Genomic DNA, 15,010 nt, shown 5'->3' on the forward strand with positions numbered 1-15,010 from the left:
GCACCCCTATGATCAACGGGCTGCCCATAACAACAACATCCTTCAAGGACTCCACACCATGTCCAACTCGCCGACTCGCGAGGCTGACGACGTGCAAGGCAATCTTGTCTACCGTCGCATCACCCTGCGTCTGATCCCCTTCATTTTCATCTGCTACCTGTTCAACTACCTGGACCGCGTCAACGTCGGTTTCGCCAAGCTGCAGATGCTCGACGCCCTGAAGTTCAGCGAAACGGTCTACGGCCTGGGCGCCGGGATCTTCTTTATCGGTTACGTGCTGTGCGGCCTGCCCAGCAACCTGGCCTTGAACCGCTTCGGGCCGCGGCGCTGGATCGGCCTGATGATGATCACCTGGGGCACGTTCTCGACCTGCCTGCTGTTTGTCACCACGCCGATGGAATTTTATGTGCTGCGCTTTCTGACCGGCATGGCCGAAGCCGGCTTCTTCCCCGGTATCGTGCTGTACCTGTCGCGCTGGTACCCCAACCAGCGGCGCGGTCGGATCATGGCGCTGTTCATGTCGGCGATTCCGGTGTCCGGCCTGCTTGGCGGGCCGTTCTCCGGCTGGATCCTCAACCACTTCGCCCATGGCCAGGGCGGCCTGGATGGCTGGCAGTGGATGTTTCTGATCCAGGGCCTGCCGACCGTGTTGCTCGGCCTGCTGGCCTTCAAGCTGCTGTGCGACAAGGTCGAAGACGCCCGTTGGTTGACCGCCGAACAACAGAAACGGGTCATGAGTGATGTGGCCAATGACGAGTTGAACCGCCCGAAACAGGCCAGTTCGTCGCTGGCCAGCGTGCTGACCATGCCGCTGATCTGGACCCTGGGCTTTATCTACTTCTGCATCCAGAGCGGGGTGTATGCCATCAACTTCTGGCTGCCCTCGATCATCAAGAACCTGGGCTTCAGCGATGCGCTGGTGATCGGCTGGATCAGTGCGATCCCTTACCTGCTGGCCGGGGTGTTCATGCTGTTGGTGGGGCGTTCGGCCGACTTGCGCAACGAGCGGCGCTGGCACCTGGTGGTGCCGATGCTGATGGGCGCGGCGGGGCTGATGATTGCCGCCAACTTCGCCAGTGTGCCGGTGATCGCCATTGCCGGCCTGTGCATTGCCACCATGGGCGCGCTGACCGGTCTGCCGATGTTCTGGCCGTTGCCGACCGCGTTGCTCAGCGCCAGCGTGGCCGCCGGTGGCCTGGCCTTGATCAACTCCATCGGCCAGATGGCCGGGTTTCTCAGCCCTTATCTGGTGGGCTGGATCAAGGATCAGACCGGTTCGACCACCGCCGCGCTGTATGCGCTGGCGGCGTTGACCATTGTCGGTAGCCTGGTGGCGCTGCGTCTGAGCCGGCCTGCCTCGGTTCCGGCAACGGCGGCCACCTGACCCGCGTTACCAGCGATAGCTCAGGGTACTGACCAACTGGCGTTCGTCACCGTAGCGGCAGATGGCGAACTCGCAATAGGTGTAGCGCTTGTTGGTCAGGTTGTTGGCGTTGAGCGCGACTTCCCAGTGTGGGTCGATCTCGTAGCTGGCCCGCGCATCGAACAGGGTGTAGGCCGGCATGCCTGACGGGACGCCCGAAGCCTGGGTGCTGCCCTTGTAACGGGCGCCGCCGCCGATGCGCAGATTGGGGATACCCAGCGCGTGCAGGCGGTAGTCGGCCCACAGCGCGGCCTGGTGATACGGGCTGTCTTCGCTGCGCTGGCCGATTTCTGCGGCCACGTTACTCTTGGTGATGCGTGCATCGATGTAGGCGTATGAGGCGATCAGGCTCAGGTTCGGCACAGGTTCAGTGCGTGCTTCGAGTTCCAGGCCACGGGAACGGACTTCACCGGTCTGCACCGAGAAATTGATGTCGGTGCGGTCCTGGGTCAGGACATTCTGTTGGGTCAGTTCATAGACCGCTGCGCTGAGCAGAGTGTTGCTGCCCTCGGGCTGATAACGGATACCGACTTCGTACTGCTTGCCTTCGGTAGGCACGAACGCCACGCCGTCACGGTCAGTGCCGGCCACCGGGAAGAATGACTCGCTGTAGCTCAGGTACGGTGCCAGGCCATTGTCGGCCTTGTACACCAGGCCCACACGCCAGGTGGTGGATTCATCGCTCTGGCTGCTGTGGCTCTGGTTGCGAAACAGTTTGGTGCTCTGGTCGGCCCAGTCATGCCGCCCCCCGAGCAGCAGAACCCAGCGCTCGTCGAACTTGATCTGGTCCTGCCAGTAAATGCCTTTTTGCAGGGTGTCTATTTGCGAGCCACGATCGGTTGCCGGGTTGCGGTTAACCACCACCGGCTGGCCGTATTGCGGGTTATTGAGGTTCAGCGACGGCGCATTGCCACGGAAGTTGTGTGAGTCATAGCTGCTGTCATAGGCGTCGAAACCCAGTAGCAAGGTGTGCTGCCAGTTGCCGAACTGCCACTGGCTTTGCACATTGGTATCGCTGGCCAGCGCGCGCGAACGTTCGCGGCGGTCGCTGTACTGGCGGCCGAGAGTCCCGGTATTGAGGGCATTGGCCAGTGTCGCTGTGTTGACTTGCAGATAACGCCAGGTCACGTCAGCTTCGTAGTAGCGCAGCTTGTGGCTGACTTTGGTGTGTTCATCGAAGCGGTGGTCGAACTCATAGCCGAGCGCCGACATATTGCCATCCATGCGGTCGTAATCCGGCTCACCGATAAAATCGTGGCGGCCGATGGCGAACGGGCTGTCACCCACGCCCTTGGTCAATTGCCAGGGCAGTGGCGCCGAGAAACCCGTTGCGGTTTTCTGATAGAACGACAGCAGTGTCAGCGAGGTGTCTTCGGTCGGTTGCCAGGTCAGGGCCGGCGCAATGTAGAACTTGTCATTGTCGATATGATCGGCGCTGGTCTGGCTGTCGCGCTCCAGCACGGTCAGCCGGTAACTGAGGGTGTCGCTGTCGCCCAAGGGACCGGTGAAGTCGCCGGACAACTGCTTGCGGTCATGCTCACCGAGCTGCGCGTTGACTTCATTCCAGGAGGTCTGGCTGGGGCGCTTGCTGACTGCGTTGATCAGCCCGCCCGGCGACAACTGGCCGTAGAGCACCGAGGCGGCGCCGCGAACCACTTCGGCGCGTTCCAGGCCGTAGGGTTCCTGCACGCCATCGTAAGAGTTGTTCTGCAAACGCAGGCCGTCGCGCAGCGATCCACCGGTGGCTGACTCAACGTCAAAGCCGCGAATCCGGAATCGGTCGGCGGTGCGGTTGAAGCTGGTGGGCTGGCTGGTAAAACCGGGGGTGAGGTCCAGACTCTGCGAAAGCGTCTCCGCTTGCCGGTCACGAATCTCATCGCTGGTGGCCACCGACAGTGACTGCGGGGTTTCGGTAATGAGCGTGTCGGTCTTGGTCGCGCTCAGGTTGCGTTTGGCCACGTAGCCCTGTACGTGGCCGGTGGCGGTTTGTTCGGTAGTGGCGCCAATCGCGGTGGGCGCCAGCTCCAGGCTGTCGCCGGCCTGCAGCGCCGGGGTCAGCAGATAGCCGTTGGCACCACGCAGCGCCTGGTAGCCGCTGCCCTGCAGAATCCGTGCAAAGCCTTCATCGACCCCATAGCTGCCTTGCAGGCCCTGGCTTTGCACACCGGCGACTGTTTGCGGGTTGAACATCAACGCCACGCCGCTGTGCTGAGCGAAGCGGCTCAACACCTGGGCCAGCTCACCAGCAGCGATGTTGTAAGACTGAGCCTGCTGCTGAGCGTGTGCAAACGGGACGCCCAGGCCGAGCAACGCGCTGCTGGCCAGGCTGATGGTCAGCGCCAGAGGCGCCAGGCGGCAGGGGAAGGTCTGGGGCGTGTCCAGCGGCATGGAAGGCAGTCCTGTCTTGTGGTTAGTCCTTCCTTGACGCAGGGCGTGGGCAAACCGGAACCGGCGCAGAATTTATTTTTCTGCCGGGGCCGCAATCCGTTCGACCTGCAACCACCAAGGCCCGTAAGGTTCGATACGCACTGGCAACACGTCGCTGATCAGGCGCATGGCCTGCTGCGGGTTATCCAGCGGCAGCACCGCCGAGACGCGCAGATCGGCCAGTTGCTGGCGGTCGAACTGCACATGGCCGCGATACTGGCGGGCCAGTTCATCAAGCACTTCAGGCAACGGCCGGTCATCCACCACCAGTTGATGGCGTTGCCAGGCAGCCGACAACGCCGCCGGGTCGATGCTGCTGAGCCGTTGCACCTGCTCGCGGGTGATTCGAACCTGCTCGCCGGCACTGACCTGGGTCTCTTCAGGCGCCAGCGCAGTGCGCGCAGCCACTTTGGATTCGAGCATGCTCAACAGCGTTGAGTCGTGTTCACGCTTGACCGTAAAGCGCGTGCCGAGGGCGCGCATACGCCCGTCTTCGGTCACCACCGTGAAGGGGCGCTGGTGGTCACGGGCCACATCAATGAGGATTTCACCGCGCAGCAGCTTGATCTGTCGCTGGTTGTGGCTGAAGTCGATGTCCACCGCGCTGTTGCCGCTCATGACCAACCGCGAACCATCATCCAGAGTCAGCTGTTGCCACTGCGCCGGTGCACTGCGTTGATCGGCGAGCAGCACCGCAGGCGGATAGCTGCGCAGCAGCAGGGCCAGTGGCAAGGCCAGCAACAGCGCCCAGGTCGCGCCGCGTAGCGGCAAGCGTCGGCGCGCCACCGCGCCTGCATTCAGCGCCGCCCGGGCCGGTGCCTGCCTGGCGCGCAACGACTGCACGCCGCCAACGAAGGTCTGCAGCCGCTCGAAAGCCGCCGCATGCCGCGCATCGATTGCTTGCCAGTGTTCGAACTGTTGTCGCTCGGCATCCGTAAGCGGGCCTTCGGTGCAGCGGATCACCCAGTCGGCAGCTTGCTGTTCGATGCTTTGTAGAGGTGCCATGCCGGCTCAGACGTCCAGCGCATGATTGCAATGCACCAGCGCATTGAGCAGATGCTTGCGCACCATGCGCTCGCTGATCCCCAACTGGCTGGCGATATCCACTTGGCGTAAGCCTTCGAGGAAATACAGCAGGAACACCTGCCGGGCGTTGTCATGCAGACCGTCGAGCACGAAGGTGATGTGCTCCAGCGATTCCAGGGTCAGCAGAATCTGCTCCGCCGACTGCTGGCAGTGCTCCAGCACATCGGCAGTCAACGCCAGCTCGCGCAGGTAGGCGTCCTCGATCTTGCGCCGCCGGGCGCGGTCGATCAGCAGATGACGCGCCGTGGTGGTCAGAAACGCCCGCGGCTCACGCAACCGCCCAAGACTTTCGCGCGAGCCCATGATGCGCACAAAGGTGTCATGCGACAGGTCGGCGGCATTGTGCGGGCAGCCAAGCTTCTTGCGCAGCCAGGCGAACAGCCAGCCATGGTGCTCGGTGTAGAGCTCATGCACGGCTTGCTTGAGAGGGAGTTCGCTGGCGGCCATGGCGAATGCATCTGTAGATAAGAATTATTCGCAAGGTTAAACCAGCCTATGGCCATCAGCAAGGCGGGCGCGCCGGGTCAGGGCATAAGTGCCTGTCATGGACGCAGATGCACAGTATTTCTACCCACACGATTCTGCTTCAAAACAGCCTCCTGAAACACAAAGTCACATTTATTAAAAGTGAAAGTTACAGCTTACGTTTGGCGGGTCGCCGCCGAAAACGAATGGACGGTGCAGGCTTGATCACCGCAAGCCGACAGCGCTCGTTCGTTCACCATCAAGACAAGGAAGCAGCAAATGGCAGTAATCAATGGAACAGCCGGCGAAAATATACTGATCGGCACAGATGAAGATACTTATGAACTGCGGATTTCGGTCGACGGCCCGCATGGCACTGCCTTGCCCGCGGGCATTAACAAACTGACTTATGTTGGTGAGGGCGCTTTCACGGGCATTGGTAACGATGCCGATAACATTATTACCGGTGCGGCAGGCGACGATACTTTTTACGGCGGTGCTGGCGCTGATCAATTTATCGGTGGTGCTGGCTACGATACGGTGCGCTATTCCGACAGTATGGAAGCAGTGACTATTAATCTGCACACGGGGGAGCATTCCGGTATCGCTACAGGCGATACCTTTACCGAGATCGAGGCAATCAGTGGTTCGTATTACGACGATACCTTCGTCGCTAATGGCAGTGCTATGGATGTCGATGGCGGCCATGGTCAGGACGCTGTCGATTATTCGGCATCGACTGAAGGGGTGAATATCGAGACTCGCGCCGACGGCAGTGTGGTCGTTACAAGCATCGCAGCCGAGGGCAGTGCGCTGATTGATATCGAGAGGCTCATCGGTTCTGCATTTGATGACAGCTTTATCAGCAATGCGGACGCTTGGGCAGCGTACATCACGTTTGAAGGTGGCGCTGGCGACGACACCTATTACATCAACGGTACAGAAACACCGCCCATTGTCGAACACGCTGATGGCGGCATCGATGAAGTGCGGGTGTCGGTTGGTAATCCAAATGGTACTGTCCTGGCCGCGAACATCGAGAATCTGACTTATGTCGGTGATCAGTCGTATCTTGGGGTTGGTAATGACGGTGATAACATCATTCGTGGTGGGGCGGGTGACGATGCGCTATTGGGCGGCGGTGGTAACGACATACTGATCGGCGGCGCAGGTGGCGATTGGTTCTCCGGCGGCGATGGCTACGATACCGTGAGTTATGTGGACAGCACTGTCGGCTTGACTATTAACTTCATTACCTATGATATCAGCGGTATCGCCGCAGGCGACTTTTATGATGGCATCGAAGCGATCAGGGGTTCTGACTACGACGATACTTTCTCCAGTTTTAGTGTCTATGCCATTGATTTCGATGGCGGTGACGGTGTCGACACGATCGACTACTCAACTTCGTACGAGGGGATCAACGTTGACGTGCGCGAGGGTGCCGGTGCGGTGGGTATCGGCGGAGAGGCTGAAGGTAGCACACTGACCAATATTGAGATTGTCATCGGATCAAACGCCAATGACACCTTTACCAGCGGAGCAGACAGTCGCGGTACAGCCATCACATTTGAAGGCAACGCCGGTGATGATATCTATTACATCGACACTGCCATCACACCGACCATTATTGAAGAAGAGTTTGGCGGCATTGACGAAGTTCGTGTTTCGGTAAGCAACCCGAACGGTACTGTGCTGGCCGCAAACGTAGAAAATCTGATCTATACCGGCAATGAAGCGTTCATCGGTATCGGTAACGACAGCAATAACGTCATCACGGGTGGCGCGGGTGTTGATTCGCTGTACGGCGGTGCTGGCGATGACACCATTACTGTCACCCATGGCCTGGCCGATGGCGGCGATGGCAATGACCAACTGACCGGTACGGGCACGGGCTTCTCGCTACTGGGCGGTGCGGGTGATGATCAACTTGTGTTCCAGGCCAGTGGTTCGGCCAACGGCGGAGAGGGCGATGATTTCTATAGGGTCGAGACCTCGGATCTGGTCACGATTCAGGACGTCAGCAGCAGTTACTCCGATACGTTGTTTCTGAACATCAGCAATAGCCAACTGCTGGTTGATCGGGTCGGCGATGACCTATACCTGCATAGCTCTGTCTTTACGGCGGGAGAGACTCCGCAAGAGGGCGTACTTCTGACGGATTGGTTTGCCGGCTACGATAGCATTGAGCATATCTATACCTCGGATAATTCCCGCATCACTCTGACTGGTCAGGGTACGGCAGACTTCGTACTGGGTTGATTTGTTGATCCATTGAGCCCGTAAAAATAAAGGGATGAGCCCGGCAACGGACTCATCCCTTTTTTCATTCCACCGCCTCGTAAGGCAACCCCACATAATTCTCGGCAATGGTCTGCCGCCCGGCCTGCGAACCCACGTAGTAATCCAGCTCGGTCTGCTGGATACGCTGGCTGAAATCGTCGGTGCCTGGAAACTTGTGCAGCAGCGAGGTCATCCACCAGGAAAACCGTTCGGCTTTCCAGACCCGGCGCAGGCAGATTTGTGAATAGCGTTGCAGCAGGTCGGTACGGCCCTCGCGGTAGACCTTGAGCAGAATGCGGTACAAGGTGCTGACATCGCTGGCCGCCAGGTTCAGACCCTTGGCGCCGGTAGGCGGGACGATGTGTGCTGCATCGCCAAGCAAAAACAGCTGGCCGTACTGCATGGGTTCGGCGACGAAGCTGCGCAGCGGCGCGATGCTCTTCTCGATGGATGGGCCGGTGATCAGACGTTCGGCCAGATGGTTGGGCAGGCGGGTTTTCAGCTCGTTCCAGAAACGTTCGTCTGACCAGTCTTCGACCTTTTCCTCTGCTCCGACTTGCACGTAATAACGGGTGCGGGTCGGTGAGCGCATGCTGCACAGGGCAAAACCACGCGGGTGGTTGGCGTAGACCAGTTCGTCGTTGACCGGCGGGGTGTCGGCCAGCACGCCGAGCCAGCCGAACGGGTAGACCCGCTCGAAGACCTTGAGGCTGTCGGCCGGGATTGACTGGCGTGACACACCATGAAAACCGTCGCACCCGGCGATGTAATCGCAGTCGACCCGCTGGTTTTCGCCATTGCGGGTGAAGGTTACGTAGGGCCGGTCGGTCTTGAGGTCATGCAGTTGCACATCGTCGGCGTCGTACACAGTGCTACCGCCAGCGGCCTCGCGGGCCTGCATCAGGTCGCGGGTCACTTCGGTCTGGCCGTAGACCATCACGGTCTTGCCCTGGGTCAGGTGCTTGAGGTCGATGCGTTCGCAGCGGCCATCGAAGGCCAGTTCGAACCCGTCGTGTACCAGCCCTTCTTCGTCCAGACGTGCGCCGACACCGGCTTCACGCAGCAGCTCAACCATGCCTTGTTCCAGCACGCCGGCACGAATGCGCGAGAGTATGTAGGCGGGGTCTTTACGTTCGATGATGATGTTGGCAATGCCGGCACGTTGCAGCAGTTGGCCCAGCAACAGCCCGGACGGGCCTGAGCCGATGATTGCGACTTGGGTTTTCATTGTTGTTGTCCTGTATTTGCGCCCTGCACACCAAGGGTCTGCGGGCTGTCATTGTTGTTGTCTCCTGTATTTTTAATGGATGGATACGGCATAAGAAGGCACTATCCAGCGCATTATCTGGATTTTTCGAGGGTTATCTCAATGTCCGGCCGGCCTGCCAGCAACATCCCGGTGTTCAAGCTGTACGGCGAGACGGTCGTCTGGCCGACACCCGATCTGATCCATTGCGAATCGATTGCCGAGCGCAGCAGCCTGCACGACTGGGAAATCAAGCCGCACCGGCACAGTGATCTGGTGCAACTGCTGTATGTGCAGTCGGGGCGGGCGTTGCTCAAGGTTGAGGAGGTGGTGCGTGAGGTCGAGGGGCCGGTGCTGCAGGTCGTGCCTGCCCTGAGCGTGCACACCTTTCGCTTCGCGGACACCATCCAGGGCCACATTCTGACCCTGGCGATGCCGCTGGTGGAGCAACTGGAGGCTGCGCTGGACGGTTTCAGGTTGGCCACCCCGCTTTGTCACGGGCCGGGTGACGATTCACCCGAGCTTGACCGGTTATTCAGCGCGATTGTCAGTGAGTACCATCAGGTCAGGGTCGGTCGCGAGCTGATGCTGCAGGCGCTGATCAATCAGTTGCTGGTGTGGTTATGCCGGCGCAGTGAGCATAGTGGCGCAGGGCAGGCGGCGGGCTCCCCCGACCGGGGGCGTGAGCATTTGCAGCGCTTTATGCATCAACTCGAAGAAAGCTTTCGTCTGCACTGGTCCATCGAGGAGCATGCGCGGCGCCTGGGGATCAGTGCCGCGCACCTCAATGCGCTGTGTCGGCGGCTGGCGGACCAGTCGGCGTTGCAGATCATCAACCAGCGCCTGCTACTCGAAGCCAGGCGTGGCCTGGTGTACACCACCATGACCATCAATCAGCTATCCGACAGCCTGGGGTTTTCGGAACCGGCGTATTTCACCCGGTTCTTCAAGCGTGCTGCCGGAGTCTCGCCCCGGCAGTTTCGCGATCAGCTCACCACCCGATAGCATGGCTCGTAGGCCGCGCCACCGGGCAGCTTCATGCGGTGCTGTTCGACGAACGCCTGCAGCAGTTTGTCCAGTGGCTGCATGATCGCCGGGTCGCCATGAATCTGATAGGGGCCGTGCTCTTCGATCAGGCGAATGCCTTTGTCCTTGACGTTACCCGAGACGATCCCGGAAAACGCCCGGCGCAAATTGGCCGCCAGTTCGTGCGGCGGCACGTCGTGGCTGAGCTTGAGCCTGGCCATGTTTTCGTGGGTCGGGTCGAACGGATGCTGGAAGCTCTCGTCGATTTTCAGCAGCCAGTTGAAGTGGAACGCGTCGTTACGCTCGCGGCGGAACTGCTTGACCTCTTTCAGGGCGTGGGCCATCTGCCGGGCGACTTCGGCCGGATTGTCGATGATGATCTTGTAGTGCTTGCGCGCGGCTTCGCCAAGGGTGGCCTGGACGAAAGCATCCAGTTGATGCAGGTAGGCTTCAGCGCTTTTCGGGCCGGTGAGCAATACCGGGAATGGCAGGTCCTGGTTGGCCGGGTGCATGAGGATGCCCAGCAGGTACAGGAACTCTTCGGCCGTGCCGGCACCGCCGGGGAAGATGATGATGCCGTGGCCGACGCGCACGAAGGCTTCCAGGCGTTTTTCGATATCTGGCAGGATCACCAGTTCGTTGACGATCGGGTTCGGTGCTTCGGCGGCGATGATGCCCGGCTCGGTCAGGCCCAGGTAGCGGCCGCCGTGAATGCGCTGCTTGGCGTGGGCAATGGTGGCGCCTTTCATCGGGCCTTTCATCACGCCCGGGCCGCAACCGGTGCAGATGTCCAGGCTGCGCAGGCCCAGCTCGTGGCCGACCTTCTTGGTGTACTTGTACTCATCGGTGTTGATCGAGTGGCCGCCCCAGCACACCACCAGCTTCGGCTCGACGCCGGCACGCAGGGTGCGAGCGTTGCGCAGCAGGTGAAACACGTAGTCGGTAATGCCTTGCGAGGAGCTCAGGTCGATGCGCTGGCTGTCCAGTTCGCTTTCGGTGTAGACGATATCGCGCAGGGCACTGAACAGCATTTCACGGGTGCTGGCGATCATCTCACCATCAACGAAGGCATCCGCCGGGGCGTTGAGCAATTCAAGACGTACGCCGCGATCTTGCTGGTGAATACGGACTTCGAAGCTCTCGTAGGCTTCCAGAATGGTCTTGGCGTTGTCGACATGCGCGCCGGTATTGAGGATTGCCAGGGCGCACTGGCGAAACAGGCTATAAACGCTGCCGGAGCCGGCGGCGGAGAGTTGCTGGACTTCGCGCTGGGAGAGCGTTTCAAGGCTGCCCTTGGGGCTGACCGAGGCGTTGATCACTTGTCTTGGGAGCATTCTATTTTCCATTAGAGCGATGCCGCCGACACTGTGTCGGTGGCACCTTGATGGTGAACATCAGCGACGTTAACGCTTGAGGGCTATTCTTGCTGGCAGCCGCGCTGCAAAGCAAACCCTGCGCAGTATTGCCAGCATTTGTGCCGCAAGAAAACCACTCTGGTGAATATCTTGCCGGGAACGCCTTGCGGCTGAAAATTGACGCCGATATCGGCCAGTAATGAACCTGACACCTTTTACAGGGTCTGTAGAGCGATGGATTCTCGACGGCCTGCTGATTCGAGGCCTGGCCTTGCGGCCATGGTGCTCGTGTACTGCTGACATCCGGCGGCTGCAGGAGTTGCACGCAAAGTCCCGTCATGGATGCCCATCGTGCGCCGGCCCGTTCACCGCGGCCTTTGTTTTATTCAGCGAAGATAGTCACTGCCATGCCTCGTCATTTTTCCTCACTGCTGGCCCGCGCGCCCGGCCTGTTCCTGTCAAACCCGCCACGTCGCCACCTGCGTGCCGGGCTGTTTCTCGCGCTGCTGGGCCTGCTGGGTTCGCAATCGCTGCAGGCAGCCGCCAATGACCGCTGGATCAGCGACAGCCTCAATACCTACGTACGCAGCGGCCCGACTGATGGCCACCGGATTGTCGGCACGCTCAAATCCGGTCAGAAGGTCGAGTTGCTCGGTAGCCAGGGTTCCTACAGCCAGATCCGCGGCGAGGGTGGCAGCACTGTGTGGATTCTGACCAGTGACCTGCAGGAAGAGCCCGGTCAGTCCGAGCGGCTGCCACAGCTCACCAGTCAGGTGGCACAACTGACCGACCAGTTGGCCAAGATCGACGACACCTGGAAGGCTCGCGTGCAAGGCATGCAGGAAACCATGGATTCGCGCAAGAAACTGATCGATGAGCTTGAGGCTCGCAGCCAGGGACTGACCGAGCAGTTGACCCAGGCGCAGTCCGAGCTGCGTGATACTCAGGCACGGCTGGGTATCGAAAACCAGCAGGCGCTGATGAGTTACATGGTCTACGGCGCCAGCATTGCCGGGGTCGGTCTGCTGATCGGTCTGATCCTGCCGGCCATGAGCCGCAAGCGCAAACGCAACGACGGCTGGGTCTGACAGTCATCTATCCGGGCGTTCGACAGCCGCCATCGGGTTCGCAAGCACCTGGCTTGCGAGCCTGATGGCCGCTGAAAACTGAAGAAAATCCGCTTTCCAGGCGTCTAACTGTGATTTCGCTCTACAGTTTCCCGCTTCAAGGTCGAAAAACTTTTTGGCTTTGCTAACTTGTCCATCAGGCAGGTAGCCGAACGGGCGCAGGAAAATCAGTTTGATGGCATTATGCCGTTAGTTATTATCTGCGCCCTCAGAATCGTGTCGAACCCGGGACCCAAACCCGCAGAGCCGATTTCGCACCCCCTTGAAGACAGGACCCTGGATGCTGGCGTACAACCAAAAAAGCTTTCTGATCGTCGATGACTTTTCCGACTTCCGCAGTTCGGTCAGGTCAATGCTGCGTGAGCTGGGCGTCAAGGAAGTGGATACGGCCGACACCGGCGAACAGGCGCTGAAGATGTGCTCGGAGAAGCGCTACGATTTCGTCCTGCACGATTTCAATCTGGGTGACGGCCGCAAGAATGGCCAGCAAGTGCTTGAAGATCTGATGACCGAGCGACTGCTCAGTTATGAAAGCGTATTTATCATGGTCACCGCCGAGAATAGTCAGGCGATGGTCATGAGTGCTCTGGAGTGGGAGCCGGATGGCTACCTGACCAAACCGTTCAACCGTGCCGGGCTCGCGCAGCGCATCGAGAAGATGGTCCAGCGCAAGACCCTGCTCAAGCCGATCTTCCAGGCGCTGGACCGCGGCAAGCCTGCCGAGGTATTGGCGGCCTGCGTCAATCTGGCCAAGCAGGACCCGCGCCTGGCGCCGTTGTGCCTGCGCTACAAGGCTGCTGCCTTGCGCGACCTCAATCAGGTCGAGCCGCTCGAAGCCCTGCTCAACTCGATCATTGCCGACCGGCCCACGCCGTGGGCCTACGGCATGCTCGGCAGCCTGTTGCTCAAGCGTGGCCGCACCGCCGATGCGCAAGGGGTCTACGAGCAGGCCACCAAGGCTTTTCCGATGTTTCCTGCGCTGTTCGACGGGCTGGCCGATGTGCTGATGGTCCGTGGTGAAACCAAGCGCGCCCAGAGTGTTCTGGAGACCGCCGTGCGCCTGTCGCCGCTGGCGGTACGCCGGCAGACGATGCTCGGCAAGCTGGCCATGGATAACCAGGATTTCGAGAGCGCCTCGCGGGCTTACCGTCAGGCGGTTTCCCAGGGCCAGTTCTCGCGCTTCAAAAACCCTGAAACCAATCTGGGCCTGGCCCATGCCTTGATCAACAAAGGCGGCGATCAGGGACTCGACGTGCGCGCCCGGGCGGAAATCAACCAGGCGCTGGGCGATGTGGCCAAGGAACATGCCAATGACGAGGGCTTGCAGGTACGTGCGCGCTTGATGAAGGCCGCCAGCCTGCAACACTCGGACCCGGAAACCGCCGCCAAGCTCACCGAACAGGCTGTGGCGCGGCTCGATGGCATGAGCCAGTTTCTTAGCGCCGACGCCGCCATGGTGGTTGCGAGCCAGCTTAAGCAACTGGGTCAGGAGCAGGCGGGTGCCGGCGTGTTGAAAAACACCGCAGAGATCTACGGTGATGACCCGCAGGTCATGAAAACCCTGGCCAGCCTGACTGATGATCCCGAGATACTCGGTGCCAACAAGGCCGCCATCGACTTGAACGTTCAGGGCGTGCGCAGCTATAAAGCCGGTCAGTTGTCCGAGGCCCAGGAGCTGTTTCGCAAGGCCTTGGCGCTGCAGCCGAAGAACATCAGTATTGCGCTGAACCTTGCCCAGTCACTGTTGCACCCAGGCCAGAGCCTGAGCGCCGAAGCGCTGCAAGAGTGCCGGGCATCGCTGACCATGGTCGGCAAAATGCCAGAAACTGACGCGCGCTACCCGCGCTACCAGAAACTCAAGGAAAGGGCATTTGGTGCATGACTGATCAACCGCAAGGCCCGGACTTTTCGATGGTCATCGCCTCCACGGTGCATGACATGAAAAACTCCCTGGCCATCCTCAGCCAGGCCCACCACAACTGGGTGGAGCGCCTGAGTCAGGAGCAGCTAGAGCACCCCGAGCACGGGGTCATGGAATACGAGTTCGCCCGCCTCAATGGCATGTTGGTGCAACTGCTGGGGCTCTACAAACTGGGCGTCAACCAGTTGCCGATGCAGGCCGACTACCACGACCTGGATGACTTCATCGAAGCGCAACTGGTGCACCATAAAGAAGTGCTCGACAGTCGCGGCATTTCGGCCAGCTACAGCGTCGATGGTCTGACCCCGCTGGGCTTCTTTGACCGGGAGCTGATCGGCTCAGTGCTTAATAACATCATGGTCAATGCCATTCGCTACGCCGACAAGGCGATTGCCATTACCGCCGGTGAGCAGGGCGGTGAGCTGTTCATCACGATCAATGACGATGGCCGGGGGTATCCGGCGTCGATGATCGAACACCAGCATGAGCTGGTCCAAGGCATCAACCCGATCAGTGGCAGCACCGGTCTGGGCTTGTACTTTGCCGGTCATATCGCCAGCCTGCACGCGCGTAACGGGGTGGCAGGCCGGGTTGAGCTGGCCAATGGCGGGGCGTTGGGGGGCGGGTTGTTTACGCTGTTTTTGCCTTGAG

11 protein-coding genes are annotated in these 15,010 nt (G+C 60.2%); 6 read left to right on the forward strand and 5 right to left on the reverse strand.

Annotated features, from left to right (window positions below):
• Positions 1-58 precede the first annotated feature (58 nt).
• The gene (locus NJC40_RS14780; RefSeq protein WP_253140093.1) at positions 59-1,384 is read left to right on the forward strand and encodes an MFS transporter; all 1,326 of its coding nucleotides are present in this window, start codon (positions 59-61) and stop codon (positions 1,382-1,384) included.
• 6 nt (positions 1,385-1,390) lie between these two features.
• Here NJC40_RS14780 and NJC40_RS14785 read toward each other — a convergent pair whose 3' ends face one another.
• From NJC40_RS14785 to NJC40_RS14795, 3 genes are all read right to left on the reverse strand, one after another.
• Positions 1,391-3,811, reverse strand: a complete 2,421-nt coding sequence (locus NJC40_RS14785) for a TonB-dependent siderophore receptor (RefSeq protein ID WP_253140094.1) — start codon at positions 3,809-3,811, stop codon at positions 1,391-1,393.
• Positions 3,812-3,883: 72 nt separating this feature from the next.
• On the reverse strand, positions 3,884-4,855 hold the full coding sequence (locus NJC40_RS14790; RefSeq protein ID WP_253140095.1) for a FecR family protein: 972 nt from the start codon (positions 4,853-4,855) through the stop codon (positions 3,884-3,886).
• A gap of 6 nt (positions 4,856-4,861) precedes the next feature.
• Positions 4,862-5,383 (reverse strand): sigma-70 family RNA polymerase sigma factor, encoded by a 522-nt coding sequence (locus tag NJC40_RS14795; protein WP_253140096.1) that lies wholly within the window; start codon positions 5,381-5,383, stop codon positions 4,862-4,864.
• A gap of 297 nt (positions 5,384-5,680) precedes the next feature.
• Here NJC40_RS14795 and NJC40_RS14800 point away from each other — a divergent pair, with 297 nt between their 5' ends.
• Positions 5,681-7,663: a calcium-binding protein gene (locus tag NJC40_RS14800; protein WP_253140097.1), complete on the forward strand. Its 1,983-nt coding sequence runs from the start codon at positions 5,681-5,683 to the stop codon at positions 7,661-7,663.
• Between the two features lie 64 nt (positions 7,664-7,727).
• On the opposite strand, the gene pobA is transcribed toward NJC40_RS14800, so the two are convergent.
• Positions 7,728-8,912, reverse strand: a complete 1,185-nt coding sequence (pobA, locus tag NJC40_RS14805) for a 4-hydroxybenzoate 3-monooxygenase (RefSeq protein ID WP_253140098.1) — start codon at positions 8,910-8,912, stop codon at positions 7,728-7,730.
• Between the two features lie 141 nt (positions 8,913-9,053).
• Here pobA and NJC40_RS14810 point away from each other — a divergent pair, with 141 nt between their 5' ends.
• Complete coding sequence (locus NJC40_RS14810; protein ID WP_253140099.1) at positions 9,054-9,935, forward strand: helix-turn-helix domain-containing protein; 882 nt, start codon at positions 9,054-9,056, stop codon at positions 9,933-9,935.
• Here the strand turns inward: NJC40_RS14810 and ppnN are convergent.
• Complete coding sequence (gene ppnN / locus NJC40_RS14815; protein WP_253140100.1) at positions 9,917-11,290, reverse strand: nucleotide 5'-monophosphate nucleosidase PpnN; 1,374 nt, start codon at positions 11,288-11,290, stop codon at positions 9,917-9,919. The two genes, NJC40_RS14810 and ppnN, sit on opposite strands and share 19 nt — an antisense overlap.
• A 428-nt stretch (positions 11,291-11,718) precedes the next feature.
• Here ppnN and NJC40_RS14820 point away from each other — a divergent pair, with 428 nt between their 5' ends.
• The 3 genes from NJC40_RS14820 (at position 11,719) to NJC40_RS14830 (ending at position 15,009) form a co-directional block, all read left to right on the forward strand.
• Positions 11,719-12,399 (forward strand): TIGR04211 family SH3 domain-containing protein, encoded by a 681-nt coding sequence (locus NJC40_RS14820; RefSeq protein ID WP_045494503.1) that lies wholly within the window; start codon positions 11,719-11,721, stop codon positions 12,397-12,399.
• 319 nt (positions 12,400-12,718) lie between these two features.
• Entirely contained in the window at positions 12,719-14,320 is a 1,602-nt protein-coding gene (locus NJC40_RS14825) for a tetratricopeptide repeat-containing response regulator (protein WP_253140101.1), read from the forward strand.
• Positions 14,317-15,009 (forward strand): sensor histidine kinase, encoded by a 693-nt coding sequence (locus NJC40_RS14830; RefSeq protein WP_253140102.1) that lies wholly within the window; start codon positions 14,317-14,319, stop codon positions 15,007-15,009. Before NJC40_RS14825 ends, NJC40_RS14830 begins: the two co-directional genes overlap by 4 nt.
• The last annotated feature ends 1 nt before the right edge of the window (position 15,010 follow it).

It is taken from the genome of Pseudomonas sp. 21LCFQ02 (assembly GCF_024129895.2).
In the GTDB taxonomy this organism is placed as follows: Bacteria; Pseudomonadota; Gammaproteobacteria; order Pseudomonadales; family Pseudomonadaceae; genus Aquipseudomonas.